This window comes from Microbacterium oleivorans, assembly GCF_001691565.1.
In the GTDB taxonomy this organism is placed as follows: domain Bacteria; phylum Actinomycetota; class Actinomycetes; order Actinomycetales; family Microbacteriaceae; genus Microbacterium; species Microbacterium oleivorans_B.
This window is the reverse complement of the sequence record NZ_MAYO01000002.1, coordinates 109,438-129,781: the sequence shown is the minus strand read 5'-3', so window position 1 is coordinate 129,781 and position 20,344 is coordinate 109,438. Positions and strand designations below refer to the sequence as shown.

Below are 20,344 nucleotides of genomic sequence, written 5' to 3'. Positions count from 1 at the left end.
CGTCAAGTCTTTCCACCGAGCTACGTGTCAAGAAACCTGATTCTTTCGGTAACATCAAGATCATGGCGACCCCCCTCCAGCTCTCGACACTCGGCCACCGCATCAGACACCAGCGCGTCGCCCACGGGTACACGCTCGATGAACTGGGCGCGATCGTGGGCATCGCGGGGAGCCAGCTCAGCCTCATCGAGAACGGAAAGCGCGAGCCCAAGCTCTCCGTGCTGCAGGCCATCGCATCCGCGACGGGCACCGACGTCACCGACCTGCTCTCCAACGAACCGCCGAACCGGCGCGCCGCACTCGAGCTCGACCTGGAGCGCGCGCAGCGGAGCCCCGTGTTCCGGCGCCTCGGCGTCGCCCCCGTCAAGGTGACCAAGACGATGTCGGACGAGACGATCGAAGGCATCCTCGCCCTCCACCGCGAGCTCGAGCGCCGCGAGCGGGAGTCCATCGCGACACCCGAGGAGGCCCGCCGCGCCAACACCGAGTTGCGCCTGCGCATGCGCGAGCAGAACAACTACCTCCCCGAGATCGAGAAGCTCGCCGAGAAAAAGCTCAAAGCAGCGGGGCACTCCATCGGCGCCCTGACGCATCGCACCGTGAGCATCATGGCGGAGCAACTCGGATTCGAGCTCATCTACGCGAGCGACCTCCCGCACTCCGCGCGCTCGGTCACCGACCTCGAGAACGGGCGGATCTACTTGCCACCAGCATCCATCCCCGGCGGCCACGGCCTGCGTTCGATGGCACTGCAGGCGATGGCCCACCGCCTCCTCGGCCACACTCCGCCCACCGACTACGCGGACTTCCTGCAGCAACGGCTCGAGATCAACTACTACGCGGCGTGCTGCCTCATGCCCGAAACGGCATCCGTCGCCTTCCTCGCGCAGGCGAAGAAGGACAGGAATCTGGCCGTCGAGGACTTCCGCGACGCGTTCGGCGTCACCCACGAGGCTGCCGGGATGCGGCTGACGAACCTCCTCACCCAGCACCTCGACATCCCGCTGCACTTCCTGCGCGTCGACGGGGCGGGGGCGATCAACCGCGTCTACGAGAACGACGGCCTCCCCCTGCCGATGGATGTCACGGGATCCGTCGAAGGCCAGGTCGTGTGCCGGAAGTTCGCCGCTCGGTCCGCCTTCGCGGAGCAGAACCGGACGACGGAGCACTACCAGTACACGGATACCCCCGGCGGGACGTTCTGGTGCTCGAGTCAGACCGGCACCACCGCCGACGGCGAGTTCTCGATCACGGTGGGCGTGCCCTTCGACGATGCGCGCTGGTTCCGCGGGCGCGAGACGCAGAAGCGCGCGACCTCCACCTGCCCGGACGAGTCCTGCTGCCGCCGCCCCGACGCCGATCTCACCGAACGCTGGCAGGGGAAGGCGTGGCCGAGCGCCCGCGTGCACATGCAGATGTTCTCGCCGCTGCCGCGCGGGATGTTCCCCGGCGTCGACGACGGCGAGGTCTACGCGTTCCTCGATCGACACGCCTGACCGTCGTGTTGAGCACCGCCGGGCCCGGGTGTACGCTCACGCGAGTGAGGTTCGCCTAACCTAAGCTGCCGCGTCTCCTCGTCGCGCAGCGGGTCCCGCGGACGGGCTGCGACGGGGCAGCAGGCACCGGCCTCACTCCCGAACACCCGAAGAGATCCCCGTGCTCGCCTCGCTCCTCCCTCCCTTCCTCATCGGCCTCCGCGAAGGCCTGGAGGCCGCCCTCGTCGTCGGCATCCTGGTCGCCTACCTCGTCCGGATCGGCCGCCGCGACGTGCTCCCGAAGCTCTGGGCCGGAGTCGGACTCGCGGCCGTGCTCGTCCTCGTCATCGGCGCCGTCCTCACCTTCGGCGCCTACGCGCTCACCTTCCAGGCCCAAGAGCTGCTCGGGGGCCTCCTCTCCCTGCTGGCGGTGGGCGTGGTGACCTGGATGATCTTCTGGATGCAGCGGACCGCCCGCACCATGCGCTCGCACCTCGAGGGCGGCATCGATCGCGCCCTCGCGATGGGCGGCTTCTGGGGGATCGTCCTGATCGGCTTCGTCTCGGTGGCGCGCGAGGGCATCGAGACGACGCTCTTCCTCTGGTCCATGGTGCAGACCGCAGGCCAGGAGGGCCCGGGCTGGCTCGGCGCCGTGCTCGGTCTCGCCGTCGCCGTCCTCCTCGGCTGGCTGCTCGCCCGCGGCGCCGTGCGTCTCGATCTCCGACGGTTCTTCGCCTGTACCGGCGGGTTCCTCGTCATCGTCGCGGCGGGCGTGCTCGCTTACGCGTTCCACGATCTACAGGAGGCGGGCGTCCTCCCCGGGCCGTTCTCGGATGCCGCGACGATCGACCCCGCGACAGGGGGCGTCGGCGTTGGCATCGCCGGGTTCCCGTTCGGGTGGGCCTTCGACCTCAGCGGGCAGCTCCCACCCGGCAGCGCGTTCGCTGCGCTCCTGCAAGCCACCGTCGGCTTCATGCCCGAGATGACCTGGCTGCAGGTGATCGCCTGGGCCTGCTACCTCGCCGTCGTCGGCACGTTCTTCGTCCGCGGCCTGTTCCCGCGCCGGCGCCGTGTGCCCGCGGCATCCACCGACACCTCCGCATCCCGTCACGCATCCCTAGGAGCATCATGACCCGCCCCCGTCTCACGAAGGCGCATGCCGCCCTCGCCCTCGCCGCCGTCGGCGCCGTCGCCCTCTCGGGATGCGTCGCGAAATCCGACGTGACGAGCGCGGACGCCCTCACCGTGACCTCGACCGACACCTCGTGCGACGTCTCGACGGCGACGGCGAAGAGCGGAACGCTGACCTTCGCGGTGTCGAACGAGAGCTCCCAGGTAAGCGAGTTCTACCTGCTCGCCGAGGATGGACTGCGCATCATCGGCGAGGTCGAGAACATCGCCCCCGGCGCCGAGCGCACCCTCACGGTCGTCGCGCAGCCGGGCCGGTACAAGACCCTCTGCAAGCCGGGCATGGTCGGCGAGGGCGTCGGGCGCGCCGACTTCAGCGTCACGGGCGGCGCGGTCACCGCCACCGGCGACGACGCCGAGCAGAAGCAGAAGGCCGTCGACCTGTACGCCGCGTTCGTCAAAGACCAGGTCGAGCAGCTCGTTCCCGCCGTCGATGCGTTCACGACGGCCTACGAGTCGGGGAGGGACGATGACGCTCGCGCGCGGTTCCCGACGGTCCGCGCGTTCTACGAGCGCATCGAGCCGGTCGCCGAATCCCTCGGGGATCTCGACCCGCGCATCGACTACCGCGAGGTGGATGCCGTGGCGGAAGACCTCGACTGGACGGGCTTCCACCGCATCGAGAAGGACCTCTGGGTTCCGAGGAAAGACGCTCTGAACGCCGACGGCGAGACGCCCGCGTGGCAGGACTGGGCGCCGTCGACGACCGCCGAGCGCGCCACCTACGGCGACAAGCTCGTCGCCGACGTCGGCGAACTCAACGACTACGTCCACTCCGAGAAGTTCCAGCAGGCGCTGGATGCGCAGGGCGTTGCCGGGATCTCCAACGGCGCGATCGCGCTGCTCGACGAAGTGGCGACCGGCAAGATCAGCGGCGAGGAGGACTGGTGGTCGGGCACCGACCTGTCGGACTTCGCCGCGAACGTCGAGGGCTCGAAGATGGCGTTCTCGCTCGTGAAGGACTTCGCCGCCGCGACCGGGTCGGACGGTGCCACGCTCGCGAAAGACATCTCGCGCCGCTATGACGATCTCGACGCAGCCCTCGCAGCACACGGCTCACTGCAGAAGGGCTTCGTCGCGTACAAGACTCTGACCCAGGACGACAAGCGGGACCTGACCGACCTGATCAACGCGCTCGCCGAGCCGCTGTCCCGTCTCACCTCGACCGTGCTGCAATGAGCACTGAAGAGTCGACCGAGGCGGCCGCCTCGCCCTCGCTCAGCCGTCGAAGTCTGTTCGGTCTGGCCGCCGGCGTGGGCGCGGCGGGCCTCGCCCTCGGCGCAGGAGCAGGCTCGGCCGCGGGAGTGGCGGTCGCTCGCGCCCGAGCCGCTGAGGCGGCCTCCCCCGTCTATCCGTTCGCCGGAGAACACCAGGCGGGCATCACCACCCCTATGCAGGACCACCTGCACTTCGCGGCGTTCGACATGATGGCCGGTACCACCCGCGACGATCTGCAGTCGCTTCTCCAGGACTGGAGCTACGCCGCGGCGCGGATGACGCAGGGGCTCGACGTCAGCGTCACGGGGGCAGTCGGAGGATCACCCGAGGCGCCTCCGGATGACACCGGCGAAGCGCTGGGGCTCCCGGCATCCGGCCTCACCGTCACCTTCGGGTTCGGCCCCACCCTCTTCACGTCCGAGGACGGCGCCGACCGGTACGGTCTGGCATCGCTGCTCCCCTCGGGGCTCGCGAAGCTCCCCGCCTTCCTCGGCGACGACCTGGTACCGGAGGCGTCGAACGGCGACCTCTGCATCCAGGCGTGCGCGGACGACCCGCAGGTCGCGATCCACGCGATCCGCAACCTCAGCCGCATCGCGTTCGGCCGCGCGCGCCTGCGCTGGTCGCAGCTGGGTTTCGGCCAGACCTCGAAGACGTCGGCTGCGCAGACGACACCACGAAACCTGTTCGGGTTCAAGGACGGTACCGCCAACATCCTCTCCGACGACACCGCCGCCCTCGACGATCACGTGTGGGTCGGCGCCGGGGACGAACCCGCCTGGCTCGCGGGCGGGTCGTATCTCGTCGCCCGCAAGGTCGCGATGCTCATCGAGACCTGGGATCGCGTGCGCCTGTCGGAGCAGCAGCGCATCATCGGCCGCGACAAGTCCGAAGGCGCTCCGCTGTCGGGCGGGCAGGAGACGACGGCGCCGGATTTCCGCAAGGAGGATGCCGCCGGAGCCCCCACCATCGACCGAGCCTCGCACGTGCGTCTCGCCCACCCCGATCTCAACGGCGGCGTCCGCATCCTCCGGCGGGGGTACAACTACGTCGACGGGAACACCGGTCTCGGGCGCCTCGATGCCGGGCTGTTCTTCCTCTCCTATCAGCGGAGCCCCGACCAGTTCGTCACGCTCCAGCGCGCCCTCTCGACCGACCTGATGAGCGAATACGTCCGGCACATCGCGTCGGGGATCTGGGCGATCCCCCGCGGAGCGAAGGCGGGGTCGTACGTCGGAGCGGAGCTGTTCACCTGACCCGCGGACATGAAGAAGCGGGGAGCACGGTCCCCCTCGTGCTCCCCGCTTCTGCTCGCGCCGCCCCCCATGCCCGATGGCGCGAGCGGTGAAGGTCAGTCCTTCTTGAAGGCGTCCTTCACGTTCTCGCCGGCCTTCTTGGCGTCGGCCTTGGTCTGGTCGGCCTTGCCCTCGGCAACGAGCTTGTCGTTGTCGGTGGCCTTGCCGATCGCTTCCTTCGCCTTACCGGCGATGTCCTGAGCGGCGTTCTTGATCTTGTCGTCGAGTCCCATGAGGGTCTCCTTTCCGTGTGGTGCGGGTGGTGGAACCGGTGCCTGGACCGGGGATCAGGGGCGGGTCAGCCGACCCGCGGGGCGTCCGAGGCGAACCTGCTGCGCAGGCCCCCGTGGACCGAGATGTAGGCGGCCGTGTCGGTGCCGGTCACCGCTGCCAGACCGTCCATCAGCCGATCGACGTGATCGACGACGCTGCGAGGGTCGGCTCCCCGACGGGCGGTGACGCTCACGTGGAGCACGGGCTCGTCGCGGACCGTGTGCGCCGTGACGGATGCCGCGACCACATCGTCCTCTCGGGCGAGGGAGTTCTTCACGGCGTCGGCCGCGAAGCCTTCGGTGATCGTGACCCGGCCGAGCGGCGTCTGCGATCCGCTCGAGCGGAGCACGGTCCGGGACCGCCGGCTCACGAGCGTCGTGAGGCCGACGAACAGCACGACTGCGATCACGATGGCGACGGCTGCCGCACCGATGACGGCCCAGCTGAGGTCGGTGTCGCCGATCTTGGTGGCATCAGCGGCCGACCGGAGCCCGTCGAGGACGGCCTTGCCGGACGAGGTCCAGACCTCGCCGACAGCCGGAAGAGCTGCAGCCGTGGCCGCCGCTCCCCCGCCGAGCAGCAGGATCACGCCGACGATCATCAGAACGGTGCGGTTCAGGGCACGGTTGGTGTCGTTCATGCCGCCTTCTCCTCATCGTCGGGGCGCGCGATCCGCACGCGGGTGCGAACGGGTCGGGCCAGTTTCAGCGACGCGATCTCCGCGTCGGCGAGCGACGTCACCTGGGCCTTGTCGACAGGGATGCCGGCGCCCGGCCGGACCGTCACGTCGACGCTCCGGTGGGCGACCCCCACTGTCACACGGTCGCGGGCGATGCCGATCTCGTCGCTCACCCGCTGAGCCAGCGACGAGGCGAGGACGCCGTTGTCGACGACGGCGACGCGGCCGCCGGCATCCACCTCGTGCTTGGACAGGCGTCCGGGCGCGAGCGCCAGAATCACGAGCCAGAGGCCGAGTGCGGCGGCGACGAGCCCGCCGGCGACCCCCGCTGCCACGGGGGCATTCGAGGGGAGACCTGCCAGCGACTCGAGAGCAGCCATCGGCCGCACGAGCAGTGCCGGCTGTGCGGCGAGGGCGAGGATCAGTTCGACTGCGACGTAGAGCGCCAGCGCGATCCCGATGAGGACGACGACGGCGAAGGCGACGCTGCGCGGCGAGTGGGTCTCGCGGCGCACGACGCGACGCAACACGGGAGTGGTCATCGCACACGCTTCCTTTCCGGGATCCGGGCACCGGTCACGGTGACGTCGATTCGGGCGATGTCTCGCCCGAGGAGATGGGTCAATCGCTCGCGCAGCTGCTCCTGCATCTGCGCGGCGCGCTCGAGGACGGGGGTGGTGCTGCGCACCGCGTCCGCATCATCGAGGTCGGGGACGGGCAAGGGACTCGAGACCTTCAGAGCCATGCCGTCCCGTCGATCGGCGACACCCACGGAGACCTCACCCCGGGGAACGCCGATGACATCGGCGGACACCGCCCGCGCAACGCCGACGAGCACGCGCTCGGCGACCTCGGTGCGGCCGGCGACGCCGGGGGCCGCGGCGGCGAGTCGCGGGGACTCGCCGCCCGCCGTTCCGTCGGTGTCGGTACGCATCAGGAGGTGCGCCGTCCCGTGAAGGCGTCGGTCACGGCCCGAACGTCGAGCTTGCCCGACGCGATGCGGCCGATGACGGCGCCGATGGCCATGAACAGGGCGGTGAGAAGGAATCCCCAGAACCCGAACACGAGGCCGACGACGGCCAGGATGGCGCCCGTCAGTGCGCCGATGACTGTGCTGCTCATGAGACGCGCGACTCCTCGTGCTCCTCGTCCTCGTCACCCGGGATGTGGACGTCGTCCACGGTCACGTTGACCTCGACGACCTCGAGCCCGACGAGGCGCGTGATGGCGCCGGCGACGGCGTCACGGACCTGCGACGCGACCTGGTGGACGGGCGTCGGGTACTCGACGACGATCGTCAAGTCGACCGCGGCCTGCGTCTCGCCGACCTCGACCTTCACGCCCTGGCCCAGATCCGCTGCGTTGATCGCATTGCGGAGGGCACCGAGGGCACGGGCTCCGCCGCCGCCCAGCGCGTGCACGCCGGGGATCTCACGAGCGGCGATACCAGCGACCTTCGCGACCACGCCATCTGCGATGACGGTGGTGCCGCCCGTCGCCGACGAGGTCTCGTCGGCGGTGGGGAAGGTGCGGTCGACACGGCCCGTCGCCGCCACGGCGGGAGTGGTGGTCTTCGGGGTCTCGGTGGCCATGATGTCTCCTCTTTCTGGAACGATCTGTCGACGCGATGTCGCGTCGCGGGCCGCTGTCGTCGGCCTCGTACATAAGAGGGTTCGGCGTCCCGATCCGTCACAAAAAAGTTCGGAGAGTTTTCGGCCGGCTCCGCCGTCAGTGGATCCGGGCGATCTGGATGCTCACCTGAGCGCCGTCCGGAGTGTTGGCCAGCAGGGCGTCGGCGACGCGTCGGGCGGCATCGGGCGTGTTGTCGTGCGACGCGGTCGCGATCCGCGCGGCGACCATCGGCATCCCGTCCCGGACGGTCACGGCGACCTCGGCCATGCGGTCGTCGGCGGCTCCGGCGGCCGCAGCGATCAGCCCGGGGACGCGGCTGATCGCGGAGCGCGGCGAGTAGACGTCGGTGACGCCGTCGACCGCACGGATGCGTGCGACGAGATCGAGCTCGTCGCCCGGCTCCTCGGGGTGCTCGGTCGGGTGGTCGGCGGAGAGCGGTCGGGTCATGAGCTCATCCCTTCCCTTCGGTGCCGTGGATGTCCGTGCCGTGCAGTTCGTCGACGGCGACGTTGACGGCGGTGACGTTCAGCTCGGTGTGCTCGGCGAGGACGCGGTAGACGAGCTCGCGCAGGGACCCCGTGAGTTCCGGGATGGACTTGCCCCAGGCGACGGATGCCGTCAGCTCGATGCGCACCGGCGCGCCCGGGGTCTCGGCATCGCCGACGATCTCGGTGCGACCCAGATAGATGCCGTCGAGTTCATCGGCGCTCGAGCGCACGAGTGAGCGGACGGCCCCCTCGGTCACCGTGATCGTGACGCGGGGGTCGGGGTGATGGATCGGGAAGCTGCGACCGGCGCGGAGCTCGGAGTGGATGACCGAGAGGATCCCTTCGAACCAGCTCTCGGGGGGTCTCGGCATCCGCTCGGCGTCGTCTGCCAGCAGGTCGCGGGACAGCTGGCCGACTCGCTCCAGCGCCTCGATCGCATTCAGACAGTCGGGGCACGACTCGATGTGCGGGTCGCGCGGCGAGCGGCCGGCCTCGACGTAGCTGCTGAGCTGCTCGATGGTGCGGCCGCAGTCGAGCGGGGAGTCGTCGTCGGTCATCGCCATCCCTCCATCTCGATCGCGATGCTCGCCCGGGCGCGGGCGAGCAGTCCTCGGACGGTGCTCTCGGTCATGGTCATCTCTTCTGCGATCTCGGCGTAGCTCAGTTCTGCGACTTCCCGCAGCAACCAGCATCGGCGTTGATCCTCTTTCAGTCGATCGAGCGCTCGCGACAGAGCTGCCAAGCGGTCGTTATGTATGGCCGCCCGCTCGGGCTGCACCGCCGAGGATGGGGGCAGGACCGCCTCGTCGAGGGCGTCCTCCTTCGATCTGCGAGTGACCACGGCGAGCGCCTCGCGGCCGGCGATGCGCATGAGCCACGACTTGAAGGCCGCCGGGTCGCGGAGGCTCGGCAGCTGCTTCCAGGCCGTGACGAACGCGTCCTGGACGACGTCGTCCGTGTCGGCCATCGAACCGACGATGCGGTAGACGTATGCGCGCACCAGAGAGGAGTGACGACGGAGCAGTTCGCCGAAGGCGACCGCATCGCCTTCGATGGCCCGCTCCACGAGGATCCGGTCGGGAACATCGCGCGGGAGGGACGACATGATGCTCTCCCTTCGCCGCGCCCGCCGGGATCGGGGCGCATGAGAGGACGCTAATCCGACCGGAAAAGAGCAGGAACTTCTTGCGCAACGGCGCGAGGATCGCTAAGTGAATCCGAAGAACCTGCGCACCCGGTTGAGAGCCTCGTGGATTCCGTCGTCCGTGTCCGCCGCGAAGAGCGTCGCCGAGACCGACGACCCGATCCCCCGCCCGCGCGGACGCCGCGCGGGCCGCCCCCGCGGGCAGACCCGCCCACCAGGCGAAGTCGGCGCTCGTCGCCGGTGCGTGTCCGCGCAGGTACGCGACGAGAAGGTCGACGGCCGGGTCGTCCGCGTCGTCGCTGCGGGGCGGGAGTGCGATGAGGTACTGCTCGCGCGCGACCCCCTCGTCGCGCGGCACGACGGGACCGAGGGCGAGGACACCCCGCATCGACAGGGCGGTGAGGATGCGGCTGCCCCCAGCCATCGACGCCGCGACGCCGTCGCGCTGGAGCGCCTCGACGAACGCGGATCGCGTCAGGCGCCCGTCCGTCTCGAGCATCGATCGGAAGACGCGCTCGCCGCGATCGAGCGCCTCCGGGGCGATGCCGTACGCCCGCGTCTGCCGGTCGCCCGTCACCGCGAGGATGAGGTTCACGGCGCTCGGTTCGACGATGTGGAGGGTTCCGCGCTGCGTCCACGCGCGCACGAGATGCCCGTCGTCGAAGGCTCGGTCGACGTCGGCGACGGTCGGGTCGCCGGAGGTACGGATGCCGATGGCCCAGCGGCCGGCCGCGAAATCCTGGGCCTGCACGGCGAGCAGGCGCCGGGCGACGTCGGGAACGGTCGCGACCGGCTCGGCGAGCAGGTGCGACTGAAGGCGCCGGCGCCGGATGTCTGCGGCATCCATCGGTACGTCAGTCGGTCGCGTACGGCCGGGCGGCGTCGAACGGCGTGAGGCTGATCTCCATCGTCTGCAGCATGATCGCAGTGTGCCACGGGCGGCCCTGCCCGCGTGCCTATACTTGTGCCGTCCGGGACCGCGCAGGTCCTGGTGCTCGGAAAAGGGGCACGCAGCCACCCGCATCGTCGCGGCGCGCGAGACATATACGGCATCCGTCGTCATCGTCTCCAGGAGCACCCATGCCCACCGTCGCCGCCCACGTCGCCTCCGCCCTCGCCGCTCACGTCGATCACGTCTTCGGCGTGATGGGCAACGGCAATGCGCTCGTCCTCGACGCGCTCGAACGCCGGGGCGACGTGACCTTCACCGCCGTCCGGCACGAAGCGGGCGGCGTCGTCGCCGCGGACGCGCACTTCCGCGCCGGCGGCGGTCTCGCCGCAGCCACCTCCACATACGGGGCGGGCTTCACGAACACGCTGACCGCGCTCGCCGAGGCCGCGCAGGCGCGCGTACCGCTGGTGCTCGTCGTCGGCGACGAACCCACGTCGGGCCCCCGCCCGTGGGACGTCGACCAGCTCTCACTCGCCTCGGCTGTCGGGGTGCGCACCTACACGGTGGGACGAACGGATGCCGCGGCCACGACGGTCATCGCCATCGAGCACGCGCTCTCGTTCCGGGTCCCCGTCGTCCTCGCGATCCCATACGACGTGGGCGGCCGCGACGCGGGCGAGATCCCGCCGACGCCCGAGCCGGTGCTGCCCGCTCCGCTCGCACCGACCGGTTCCCACGCCTCCGCGACCGTGACCGCGATCGCCCGCGCGCTGGCGTCGGCCGAACGCCCCCTCCTGCTCGCCGGCCGCGGCGCGTGGACGGCGGGCGCCGGTGCGGAGCTCGGGCGCCTCGCCGATGCCGTCGGCGCACTGACGGCATCCACCGCCCTCGGTCGCGGTCTCTTCCCGCGCGGCGAGTACGACCTGGGGGTCACGGGCGGATTCGGGGCGGAGGGCGCGATGGCGACGATCCGCGAGGCCGATGTCGTCGTGGTGTTCGGAGCGTCGCTCAACCAGTTCACGATGCGTTTCGGCGAGCTCTTCTCGCCGGGCGCCGCGATCGCCCAGATCGACGTGGCGGCCGCGGCGACGCATCCGCAGGTCGGCCGGTACCTGCGGGCGGATGCCGCCCTCGCGGCGCGCGCGCTCGCGGACGAGGTCGAGCGGCTCGGCGGGGCGCCGTCGGGCTGGCGGGAGGCCGTGGATGTCGCCGGGCTCCGGGCATACGACGCCGGCGACGGGCGCGCGCCGGACGGTCGCCTCGACCCGCGGAGCGCGGCCGCCGCGATCGCCGACCTGTTGCCCGACGATCGCGTGGTGGTGTCGGACGGCGGGCACTTCATCGGCTGGGCGAACATGTTCTGGCCCGTCGCCTCACCCGACCGGATGATGATGATCGGCACGGCGTATCAGTCGATCGGCCTCGGGTTCCCGTCCGTACCGGGTGCGGCGCGGGCACGGCCCGAGTCGACGATCGTGCTCACCACCGGCGACGGCGGCGGCCTGATGGCGATCGCCGACCTCGAGTCCGCCGTGCGGGTGGCGCGCGGACACGGCCTCGCCGTGGTGTGGAACGACGGCGCGTACGGTGCGGAGGTGCACCTCTACGGCGTCATGGGTCTCGCCCGCGGACCGATGGAGATCCCCGAGGTCGACTTCGCCGGCCTCGCTCGCGCCGTCGGGGCCGAGGGCGTCATCGTGCGGACCCTCGACGATCTTCAGGCTCTCGCGCGCTGGCGCGATCTCCCCGCGGATGAGCGTCCGTTCCTGCTGCTCGACCTGCGGATCTCGGGCACCGTCCGCGCCCCCTACCAGGAGGAGATCCTGCAGGTGAACCTGCGGCGCTGAGCGTGCCGGGCCCGAGCCGACGCTACGTCGCCGGTTCAGCCGGACTTCGCGTCGGGTCGACGGCGAGCGGCCCGGCTCACGCCTCGCGGCGCGGCATCCGTGCCCGTCGACCGGCCGCGAGCCACGCGGCGGGTCCCACGACCGGCACCAGGAGCACCACGAGCACCCACACCAGCGCCTGCGTCGCCGTCAACCGACGTGCCGACCGCATGAGCGAGACCAGGGCGACGATCGCCAGCACGGCCGCCACCAGAGCGACGACCGACCAGACGATGTCGTATCCGGCCGGGAGCAGGGGGTTCACGGTGTCCACACCCCAACCCTAGCGGCGCTCGACCCGACACGAACGGCGCTCATTCCCGCCGGGTGGGTGCAGTTCGCGTCGGCTCGGCGCGCCGAAACGTCGGGGCGGTGCTCAGTCGCCGCTGCGCAGGTCCGCGACGGTGCGGCGCTCGAAGCCGACCTCGTCGAACGCGGCGCGGCATCCCTCGCCGGTCGGGCTCTGCACTTCGAAACCCACTCTCAGTCGGTCCGAGACACCCGGCAGCGTGAACGCGCGCACGAAGGTCCAGACGCCCCTGTCGTGGGCGTGGAACGCCAGGACGTTCCCCACCCGCGCGATCCGCAGCCGAGCCTCGGACGAGTCGAGGAGGAACGCGTTGGCATCGTCGGAGGTCCCCTTGGTCACGACCGAGACGACCATCGACTCGCCCGCCGGGGACCGCTCGACGCAGAGCTTGGCCCAGTTCGTGTCGTCGACCCACGCGAGGAGCACCCCGGCGTCGAACGTCGCGTGATGCTCGGGACGCACCCGAGCGACGAGGGTGAAGTCGCCCTCCGGGGGCGCGCCGAGGAGCGTGTTCGCGTTGAGCAGTGTCTCCGCGGCGACCCCGGTCGTCCCGCTGGGATCGACGAACAGATCCGTACCGGCAGGGGCGACCCCCTCGAGGACCGTCCCCCTCAGCGTCCACCCGGACTCGTCGGAGGCGTGGAGCTCGAAGGGCAGGTCAGGAAGGCGCATGCCGCGTTTCTATCAGATCGAGCCGTCGCAGATGGTCGGCGGGATGCCGGTGGGGCGACCGTCTTCGACCCTTCGCGCGCCGCGCGTCAGCCTGCGGGGCGAAAGGCGCCGGCCAGGAACTCGCCGAGCTCGGCGGTCGCGGTCAGCGGCAGGACGGCGGCGACGTATTGGTCGGGGCGGACGACGACGACCGCGCCGCGCGGCGAGATGCCCCGCTCGGCGAAGATGTCGACGTCCGTCCAGGTCGAGGGTCCGGTCGCGTAGACCTTCTCCCAGTCCATGAGCCCGAGCGGCCCGGAGTGAGGGCGGAACACGGCGGGCACTTCCGCCATCTCGACGTCTTCGTACCGCCGCGGGTAGATCGCCTTCGCGTCGAAGACGGCGTCGGGATCGGCCCCTGCCGGCGTGTGCCGGGCGATCGGACCGGATGCCGAGGCGAACCACTCGGCCCACGCCGAGAGGTCCTCGCCCGAGGCGTCGGCGAAGGCGTACACGCGCCACCGCCCGTCGGCCTTGGCATGGTGGCCGAGGTGTACGACGTTCCCGTCCGCGACCCGGACGACCTCGGCGGATGTCAGCCGCTTGCCGACGGGGAACCCGGTCGCGAGGTCCTGGTCCTCGGCTTCCGCGACGATCGCCGACGGACCGTACTGCGTCATGAACCCCGACGGGAACTCGGCGGTCGCCAGGTAGTAGGTCGCGAGGTCCTCGGGGTCGGTGATCTCCTCGGGCTTGCGCGCCATCAGCGACGACCACTCCTTGTCGAAGTCGATCAGCTGCTGCGCGACCGGTCGCCGTTCCGTTTCGTAGGTGGCTAGGAGGGATGCCGGTGCCAGCCCCGTCAGCACGTGTCCGAGCTTCCAGCCGAGGTTGAACCCGTCCTGCATCGAGACGTTCATGCCCTGGCCTGCCTTGGCGCTGTGGGTGTGGCAGGCGTCGCCGGTGAGGAAGACCCGCGGGTCGCGGTCGACGCCCTCGGGGACGTCGTCGAATCCGTCCGTCACCCGGTGGCCCACCTCGTAGACGCTGTGCCAGGCGACCTGCTTCACGTCGATCGAGTAAGGGTGCAGGATCTCGTTCGCCCGCCGGATGACCTCCTCGATCGGGGTCTCGCGGACGCGGTGGTTGTCGTCGGCGGCGACCGCGCCGAGGTCGATGTACATGCGGCTGAGGTACCCGCCCTCACGCGGGATGTGGAGGATGTTCCCCGCCGAGCTGTTGATGGCGCACTTGATGCGCCAGTCCGGGAAGTCGGTGTCGACGAGCACGTCCATGACGCCCCAGGCGTGCTTTGACGCGTCTCCGACGTGCACGCGCCCGATCGCCTGACGGACGCCGCTGCGAGCACCGTCGCAGCCGACCACGTACCGCGCCCGGATGACGCGTTCCTCCCCCGCCCGGGAGCCGCCCACGTGGCGGACCGTGACGGCGACGGGGGCCGCGGCATCCTCGGGCACCTCGAGGCCGACGAACTCGACGCCGTAGTCGGGCACGATCCTTCCCGGTCCGTGCGCGGCGGCCTCGGCGAAGTAGTCGAGCACGCGCGCCTGGTTGACGATGAGGTGCGGGAACTCGCTGATCTTCAGGCCGTAGTCGTCCGTCCGCGACGTGCGGCGGATGCGGCTCGGGTCGGCGAGGTCGGGGCCCCAGAAGTTCATGTAGCCGATGTTGTACGCCTCGGCGATGATCCGCTCCGCGAACCCGAACGCCTGGAACGTCTCCACCGACCGCGGCTGGATGCCGTCCGCCTGCCCCAGTTCGAGTCGCCCGGTGCGCCGCTCGATGAGCCTGGTCGAGACCTGCGGGAACTGCGACATCTGGGCGGCCAGCAGCATCCCGGCCGGCCCCGAGCCGACGATGAGCACGTCGGTCTCGTCGGGGAGGTCTTCGGGCCGGTCGATCCCGGTGCCCGCGGCGGGCGCGATCCGCGGGTCACCGGAGACGTAGCCGTGGTGGTGGAACTGCATGGTTCTCCTCGATCGGTCAGGCGCGGGTGAGGCCGCGGACCGGGCTGACCGCCTGCTCCGCCTCGTGATCGGGGTCGAGCGGGATGCCGCTGCGGTCGCGCAGCATGAGCGTGGCCACCAGGCCCAGGACCGTCATCCCTGCGAGGTACCACGTAACCGGTGTCGTCGACCCGAACGCGGTGACCAGGGCGGTCGCGATCGTCGGGGCGAACGCGCCGCCGAGGATCGCGCCGATGGCGTACGAGATCGAGACGCCCGAGAACCGGATCGACGCGGGGAACAGCTCGGCGTAGAGCGCCGCTTGGGGACCGTACGTGAAGCCGAGGCCGATCGTCAGGATCGCGAGCCCCAGGAAGAGGACGAACACGTTCCCGGTGTTGACGAGGGGGAAGAGGGTGAACACGCCCACGAGCTGCATGATCCAGCCCGCGACGTACGTCGTGCGACGCCCGAACCGGTCCGAAGCGAACCCGGCCGCGAGGGTCGAGAGCAGCCACGTGACCGCCGACCCGGTCACCGCCCAGAGCACCGGGCCGCGCTCGAGGCCGAGGGGGCCGTCGGGGTTGGTCGCGTAGCCCTGGATGTACCCGCCGGTGGTCATGTATCCGACGGCGTTGTTCCCGGCGAAGACGACGGCGGCGATGATCACGAGCACCGCGTGCTTGCGGAAGAGCTCGACGATCGGCATCCGGCTGTGCTCCTTGCGCTCGGCGAGCTCGAGGAACACGGGGCTCTCCTCGACGCGGCGGCGGACGTACCAGCCGACCAGGATGAGGACGACGCTGAGCAGGAACGGCACCCGCCAGCCCCACTGCAGGAACTGCTCCCCCGGCGCGATCGCCGACATGAGCGCCATGACGCCCGACGCGAGCAGGAGACCCAGCGGCACGCCGATCTGCGGTGAGGCTCCGAACGCACCGCGCCGGGTCTTGGGGGCGTGCTCGACCGCCATCAGCACCGCACCTCCCCACTCGCCACCGGCGGAGATGCCCTGCAGGATGCGGAGCAGCACCAGGATGACGGGCGCCGCCAGGCCGATCGATTCGGCACTCGGCAGGACGCCGATGAGCGCCGTCGCGACACCCATGAGGATGAGCGTCCACATGAGCACGACCTTGCGACCGTACTTGTCGCCGAGATGGCCGGCGAGGAACGCTCCGAGCGGGCGGAAGAGGAAGCTCACGCCGACGGTGGCGAAGCCGATCAGGACGCTGTCCTTGCCCAGCGGGGCGAAGAAGAGCTGCCCGAACACGAGACCGACGGCGGTCGCGTAGATGAAGAAGTCGTACCACTCCACGGTGGTGCCGACGACGGTGGCGAACACGACGCGGCGGCGGTCCGCCGCGGTGGCGATGGTCCCGGTGGGCGTGAACCCGTGGGCGGGGGAAGTGCTCATGCTGACTCCTGTGTCATCCGACGTCTTCGTCGATTTCCGGTTGTCCGGTGCAGCCCGATCATATACGATTTGAGATACGACGCAAGAGCGAGGGAGCTCACGACATGCAGAACGACGCCGAGGCGCACACGGATGCCGCGACCGCCGACCCGCGCTACGCCGACCTCCCCGGCCGGCCGGGCACCATCATCGCCGTCCACCTGAACTACCGTTCACGCGCCGCGCAGCGGGGACGCACGCCCGCCGCCCCCTCCTACTTCCTCAAGGCATCGAGCTCCGTCGCCGCCTCGGGCGGCACCGTCGAGCGCCCCGTCGGAACCGAACTGCTCGCCTTCGAGGGTGAGATCGCGCTCGTCATCGGCACGGCTGCCCGACGGGTGAGCGCCGACCGGGCATGGGAGCACGTCGCGGGAGTGACGGCATCCAACGACCTCGGCCTCTACGACCTGCGCGCGAACGACAAGGGCTCGAACGTCCGCTCCAAGAGCGGCGACGGCTTCACCCCGCTCGGCCCCGTCGTCCTCGACGCGAGCCTGCTCGACCCCGCCCGGTTGCGCGTGCGCACCTGGGTGAACGGCGAGCTCGCCCAGGAGGGTTCCACCGACGACCTCCTCTTCCCGCTTCCGCAGATCGTCGCCGACCTGTCGCAGCACCTCACGCTCGAACCCGGCGACGTGATCCTCACCGGGACGCCGGCGGGCTCGTCGGTCATCGTCCCCGGCGACGTCGTCGAGGTCGAGGTCGACTCCCTCGACAGCGGCGAGAGCACCGGCCGCCTCGTGACGACGGTCGTCGACGGCCCCGACATCCCCTTCGACCCGGCGCTCGGCTCGCTCCCCCAGGTCGACGACACGCAGCGCGAGGAGGCATGGGGCTCCCGTGAGGCTGCCGGGCTCGCCGCGGCATCCGCCCTGTCGGACGATCTGCGGGAGAAGCTCGAGCGCGTCCCGGTCGCGGGGCTGTCGCAGCAGCTGCGCCGGCGCGGACTCGACAACGTCACGATCGACGGCGTCGCCCCGCTCCGCCCCGACGCGAAGCTCGTCGGTGTCGCCGCGACGCTCCGCTTCGTCCCGAACCGTGAAGACCTCTTTCAGAGCCACGGCGGCGGCTACAACGCACAGAAGCGCGCCTTCGACGCGGTCCGCGAGGGCGAGGTCATCGTGATCGAGGCGCGCGGCGAAGCCGGTTCCGGCACACTCGGCGACATCCTCGCGATCCGCGCCCATGCGAAGGGCGCGGCCGGCATCGTGACCGACGGCGGCGTGCGCGACGCGTCCGCGGTCGCCGCGGTCGGCATCCCGGTCTACACGGCAGGCGCGCACCCGGCGGTCCTCGGTCGCAAGCATGTGCCGTGGGATGCCGGGGGCACGATCGCCTGCGGCGGAACGACCGTGCAGCCGGGCGACATCATCGTGGGCGACCGCGACGGCGTCATCGTGCTGCCGCCTGCCCTGGCCGAGGAGGTCGCCGACGCGGCCCTCGCGCAGGAGGACGAGGACGCCTGGATCGCCGCGCGCGTCGCGGAGGGCGAGCCGGTCGACGGGCTCTTCCCGATGAACGCCGCGTGGCGGGCGCGCTACGAGGCCGAGCGAGGGTCCCGATGAGCGAGGTGGCCGCCCCCAGCAAATCGCAGCAGGCGTACGCGTGGATCAAGGAGCGCATCGTCAGCGAGGCGTTCACTCCCGGCTACCGCCTGGTGCTCGGCGGCATCGCGGGCGAGCTCGACATGAGCGTCGTGCCGGTGCGCGAGGCGATCCGGCAGCTCGAGGCCGAGGGGCTCGTCACCTTCGAGCGGAACGTCGGAGCGCGTGTCGCGATGGTCGACGATTCGCAATACCGCTACAGCATGCAGGCGCTCTCGATCCTGGAAGGCACCGCCACCGCGCTGTCTGCCAGGGCGCTGACCGAGTCCGAGATCCGACGAGCCCGCGAGATCAACGAACTCATGATCGAGACGCTCGACCACTTCGACCCGCGCGCGTTCACCCGGCTCAATCAGGAGTTCCACGCGACCCTGTTCGAGCGCTGCGCGAACCCTCGGATGCTGGAGCTCGTCCAGACCGAGTGGGCGAGACTCGGGCACCTCCGCGACTCCACGTTCAGCTTCGTGCCCGGGCGCGCGCAGGAATCGGTCCGTGAGCACGAGCAGATCCTCGTGCTCATCGAACGCAGCGCACCGCTCAGTGAGATCGAGCACGCCGCACGGCGGCACCGCTCTGCCACCCTCGACGCCTACATGACCCACGAACACCCCGACCAGGCCCTCGGCCTGCCGAACTTCTGACCCCTCGAGCAAGGACGCACGACATGACGGATCCCACGCTGGCGGCGCCGCACACGCCCGCCGACCTGCCCACCCGCATCCAGCACTACATCGACGGCGCCTTCGTCGACTCCGTGGACGGCGACACCTTCGACGTCCTCGACCCCGTGACGAACCGGGTTTACCTGCAGGCCACGGCCGGCAAGAAGGCCGATGTGGATGCCGCCGTCGCCGCCGCGCGTCGCGCGTTCACCGACGGCCCGTGGCCGCGGATGCTGCCGCGGGAGCGCTCGCGCGTGCTGCACCGCATCGCCGACATCGTCGAGTCCCGCGATGCCCGTCTCGCCGAGCTCGAGTCCTTCGACTCCGGTCTGCCGATCACGCAGGCGCTCGGGCAGGCACGTCGCGCCGCCGAGAACTTCCGCTTCTTCGCCGACCTGATCGTCGCCCAGTCCGACGACACGTTCAAGGTTCCGGGACGTCAGATCAACTACGTCAACCGCAAGCCGATCGGCGTCGCGGGGCTCATCACGCCGTGGAACACGCCGTTCATGCTCGAGTCCTGGAAGCTCGGCCCCGCGCTCGCGACGGGCAACACGGTCGTCCTGAAGCCCGCCGAGTTCACTCCTCTGTCGGCATCCCTCTGGGCCGGCATCTTCGAAGAGGCGGGACTGCCGCAGGGCGTCTTCAACCTCGTCAACGGCCTCGGTGAGGACGCCGGCGACGCGCTGGTGAAGCACCCCGACGTGCCGCTCATCTCCTTCACCGGCGAGAGCTCGACGGGCCAGCTGATCTTCGCCAACGCAGCTCCCTGGCTGAAGGGCCTGTCGATGGAGCTCGGCGGCAAGAGCCCCGCCGTCGTCTTCGCCGATGCCGACCTCGACGCCGCGATCGACGCAACGATCTTCGGCGTGTTCTCCCTCAACGGCGAGCGCTGCACGGCGGGCAGCCGCATCCTCGTGCAGCGCGAGGTCTACGACGAGTTCGTCGAGCGCTACGCGGCGCAGGCGCAGCGCGTGAAGGTCGGCTTCCCGCACGACCCCGCGACCGAGGTCGGCGCCCTCGTGCACCCGGAGCACTACGACAAGGTGATGTCCTACGTCGAGCTCGGCAAGACCGAGGGCCGACTCGTCGCCGGCGGCGGTCGCCCCGACGGCTTCGCCGAGGGCAACTTCGTCGCCCCGACGGTGTTCGCCGATGTGCCCCCGACGGCGCGGATCTTCCAGGAGGAGATCTTCGGCCCCGTCGTCGCGATCACCCCGTTCGACAGCGACGACGAGGCACTCGCTCTCGCCAACGACACCAGATACGGTCTCGCCGCCTACGTGTGGACGAATGATCTCAAGCGCGCCCACACCTTCTCGCAGGCCGTCGAGGCCGGCATGGTGTGGCTGAACTCGAACAACGTCCGCGACCTGCGTACGCCCTTCGGCGGCGTGAAAGCCTCCGGACTCGGCCACGAGGGCGGTTACCGCTCGATTGACTTCTACACCGACCAGCAGGCCGTGCACATCACCCTCGGCGCGGTCCACAACCCCACCTTCGGCAAGAACTGACTCCGCCCAC

General features: G+C 70.5%; 21 protein-coding genes and 1 pseudogene. 8 read left to right on the top strand and 14 right to left on the bottom strand.

Going from position 1 to position 20,344, the window contains the following annotated elements; translation table 11 throughout:
• Positions 1–62: 62 nt before the first annotated feature.
• From BBA86_RS00900 to efeB, 4 genes are all read left to right on the top strand, one after another.
• Complete coding sequence (locus BBA86_RS00900; protein WP_065569823.1) at positions 63–1,496, top strand: helix-turn-helix transcriptional regulator; 1,434 nt, start codon at positions 63–65, stop codon at positions 1,494–1,496.
• A 160-nt stretch (positions 1,497–1,656) separates the two neighbouring features.
• Positions 1,657–2,607, top strand: a complete 951-nt coding sequence (gene efeU, locus BBA86_RS00895; protein ID WP_065569822.1) for an iron uptake transporter permease EfeU — start codon at positions 1,657–1,659, stop codon at positions 2,605–2,607.
• Positions 2,604–3,842 (top strand): iron uptake system protein EfeO, encoded by a 1,239-nt coding sequence (efeO, locus tag BBA86_RS00890; RefSeq protein WP_065569821.1) that lies wholly within the window; start codon positions 2,604–2,606, stop codon positions 3,840–3,842. The genes efeU and efeO overlap by 4 nt, the downstream gene beginning before the upstream one ends.
• On the top strand, positions 3,839–5,137 hold the full coding sequence (gene efeB / locus BBA86_RS00885; RefSeq protein ID WP_065569820.1) for an iron uptake transporter deferrochelatase/peroxidase subunit: 1,299 nt from the start codon (positions 3,839–3,841) through the stop codon (positions 5,135–5,137). The genes efeO and efeB overlap by 4 nt, the downstream gene beginning before the upstream one ends.
• A 95-nt stretch (positions 5,138–5,232) precedes the next feature.
• On the opposite strand, the gene BBA86_RS00880 is transcribed toward efeB, so the two are convergent.
• The 10 genes and pseudogenes from BBA86_RS00880 to BBA86_RS14770 all read right to left on the bottom strand — a co-directional run.
• Complete coding sequence (locus BBA86_RS00880) at positions 5,233–5,409, bottom strand: CsbD family protein (RefSeq protein ID WP_018188814.1); 177 nt, start codon at positions 5,407–5,409, stop codon at positions 5,233–5,235.
• A gap of 65 nt (positions 5,410–5,474) precedes the next feature.
• The gene (locus tag BBA86_RS00875; RefSeq protein WP_065569819.1) at positions 5,475–6,089 is read right to left on the bottom strand and encodes a hypothetical protein; all 615 of its coding nucleotides are present in this window, start codon (positions 6,087–6,089) and stop codon (positions 5,475–5,477) included.
• Positions 6,086–6,670, bottom strand: coding sequence for a DUF6286 domain-containing protein (locus BBA86_RS00870; RefSeq protein WP_065569818.1), 585 nt, complete (start codon positions 6,668–6,670; stop codon positions 6,086–6,088). The genes BBA86_RS00875 and BBA86_RS00870 overlap by 4 nt, the downstream gene beginning before the upstream one ends.
• Complete coding sequence (locus BBA86_RS00865) at positions 6,667–7,062, bottom strand: hypothetical protein (RefSeq protein ID WP_065569817.1); 396 nt, start codon at positions 7,060–7,062, stop codon at positions 6,667–6,669. The genes BBA86_RS00870 and BBA86_RS00865 overlap by 4 nt, the downstream gene beginning before the upstream one ends.
• Positions 7,062–7,250, bottom strand: a complete 189-nt coding sequence (locus BBA86_RS00860; protein ID WP_065569816.1) for a DUF2273 domain-containing protein — start codon at positions 7,248–7,250, stop codon at positions 7,062–7,064. Before BBA86_RS00860 ends, BBA86_RS00865 begins: the two co-directional genes overlap by 1 nt.
• A complete protein-coding gene (locus tag BBA86_RS00855; RefSeq protein WP_065569815.1) occupies positions 7,247–7,720 on the bottom strand; it encodes an Asp23/Gls24 family envelope stress response protein in 474 nt (157 codons plus the stop codon). Before BBA86_RS00855 ends, BBA86_RS00860 begins: the two co-directional genes overlap by 4 nt.
• 136 nt (positions 7,721–7,856) lie before the next feature.
• A complete protein-coding gene (locus BBA86_RS00850; protein WP_065569814.1) occupies positions 7,857–8,207 on the bottom strand; it encodes a hypothetical protein in 351 nt (116 codons plus the stop codon).
• A gap of 4 nt (positions 8,208–8,211) precedes the next feature.
• Positions 8,212–8,805: an Asp23/Gls24 family envelope stress response protein gene (locus BBA86_RS00845; RefSeq protein WP_223246987.1), complete on the bottom strand. Its 594-nt coding sequence runs from the start codon at positions 8,803–8,805 to the stop codon at positions 8,212–8,214.
• Positions 8,802–9,353, bottom strand: a complete 552-nt coding sequence (locus BBA86_RS00840; protein ID WP_223246986.1) for an RNA polymerase sigma factor — start codon at positions 9,351–9,353, stop codon at positions 8,802–8,804. The genes BBA86_RS00845 and BBA86_RS00840 overlap by 4 nt, the downstream gene beginning before the upstream one ends.
• Positions 9,354–9,504: 151 nt before the next feature.
• Positions 9,505–10,239, bottom strand: a pseudogene (locus BBA86_RS14770) (DNA glycosylase AlkZ-like family protein); the annotation flags it as partial.
• A gap of 233 nt (positions 10,240–10,472) precedes the next feature.
• Between BBA86_RS14770 and BBA86_RS00830 the strand changes: the two are divergent.
• Positions 10,473–12,131, top strand: a complete 1,659-nt coding sequence (locus tag BBA86_RS00830; RefSeq protein ID WP_065569811.1) for a thiamine pyrophosphate-binding protein — start codon at positions 10,473–10,475, stop codon at positions 12,129–12,131.
• A gap of 76 nt (positions 12,132–12,207) precedes the next feature.
• Here BBA86_RS00830 and BBA86_RS00825 read toward each other — a convergent pair whose 3' ends face one another.
• From BBA86_RS00825 to BBA86_RS00810, 4 genes are all read right to left on the bottom strand, one after another.
• Positions 12,208–12,444 (bottom strand): PLDc N-terminal domain-containing protein, encoded by a 237-nt coding sequence (locus BBA86_RS00825; RefSeq protein WP_083199386.1) that lies wholly within the window; start codon positions 12,442–12,444, stop codon positions 12,208–12,210.
• A gap of 102 nt (positions 12,445–12,546) precedes the next feature.
• Entirely contained in the window at positions 12,547–13,152 is a 606-nt protein-coding gene (locus tag BBA86_RS00820) for a DUF1349 domain-containing protein (RefSeq protein WP_065569810.1), read from the bottom strand.
• An 86-nt stretch (positions 13,153–13,238) separates the two neighbouring features.
• Positions 13,239–15,119, bottom strand: coding sequence for an FAD-dependent monooxygenase (locus BBA86_RS00815; RefSeq protein ID WP_065569809.1), 1,881 nt, complete (start codon positions 15,117–15,119; stop codon positions 13,239–13,241).
• A gap of 16 nt (positions 15,120–15,135) precedes the next feature.
• Positions 15,136–16,515, bottom strand: coding sequence for an MFS transporter (locus tag BBA86_RS00810; RefSeq protein WP_065569808.1), 1,380 nt, complete (start codon positions 16,513–16,515; stop codon positions 15,136–15,138).
• Positions 16,516–16,619: 104 nt separating this feature from the next.
• Between BBA86_RS00810 and BBA86_RS00805 the strand changes: the two genes are divergently transcribed.
• From BBA86_RS00805 to hpaE, 3 genes are read left to right on the top strand one after another with little or no spacing between them, the layout of a single operon-like run.
• The gene (locus tag BBA86_RS00805) at positions 16,620–18,119 is read left to right on the top strand and encodes a fumarylacetoacetate hydrolase family protein (protein WP_065569807.1); all 1,500 of its coding nucleotides are present in this window, start codon (positions 16,620–16,622) and stop codon (positions 18,117–18,119) included.
• Positions 18,116–18,799: a GntR family transcriptional regulator gene (locus BBA86_RS00800; protein ID WP_065569806.1), complete on the top strand. Its 684-nt coding sequence runs from the start codon at positions 18,116–18,118 to the stop codon at positions 18,797–18,799. The genes BBA86_RS00805 and BBA86_RS00800 overlap by 4 nt, the downstream gene beginning before the upstream one ends.
• A 23-nt stretch (positions 18,800–18,822) precedes the next feature.
• The gene (gene hpaE / locus BBA86_RS00795) at positions 18,823–20,334 is read left to right on the top strand and encodes a 5-carboxymethyl-2-hydroxymuconate semialdehyde dehydrogenase (protein ID WP_065569805.1); all 1,512 of its coding nucleotides are present in this window, start codon (positions 18,823–18,825) and stop codon (positions 20,332–20,334) included.
• Positions 20,335–20,344: the final 10 nt, after the last annotated feature.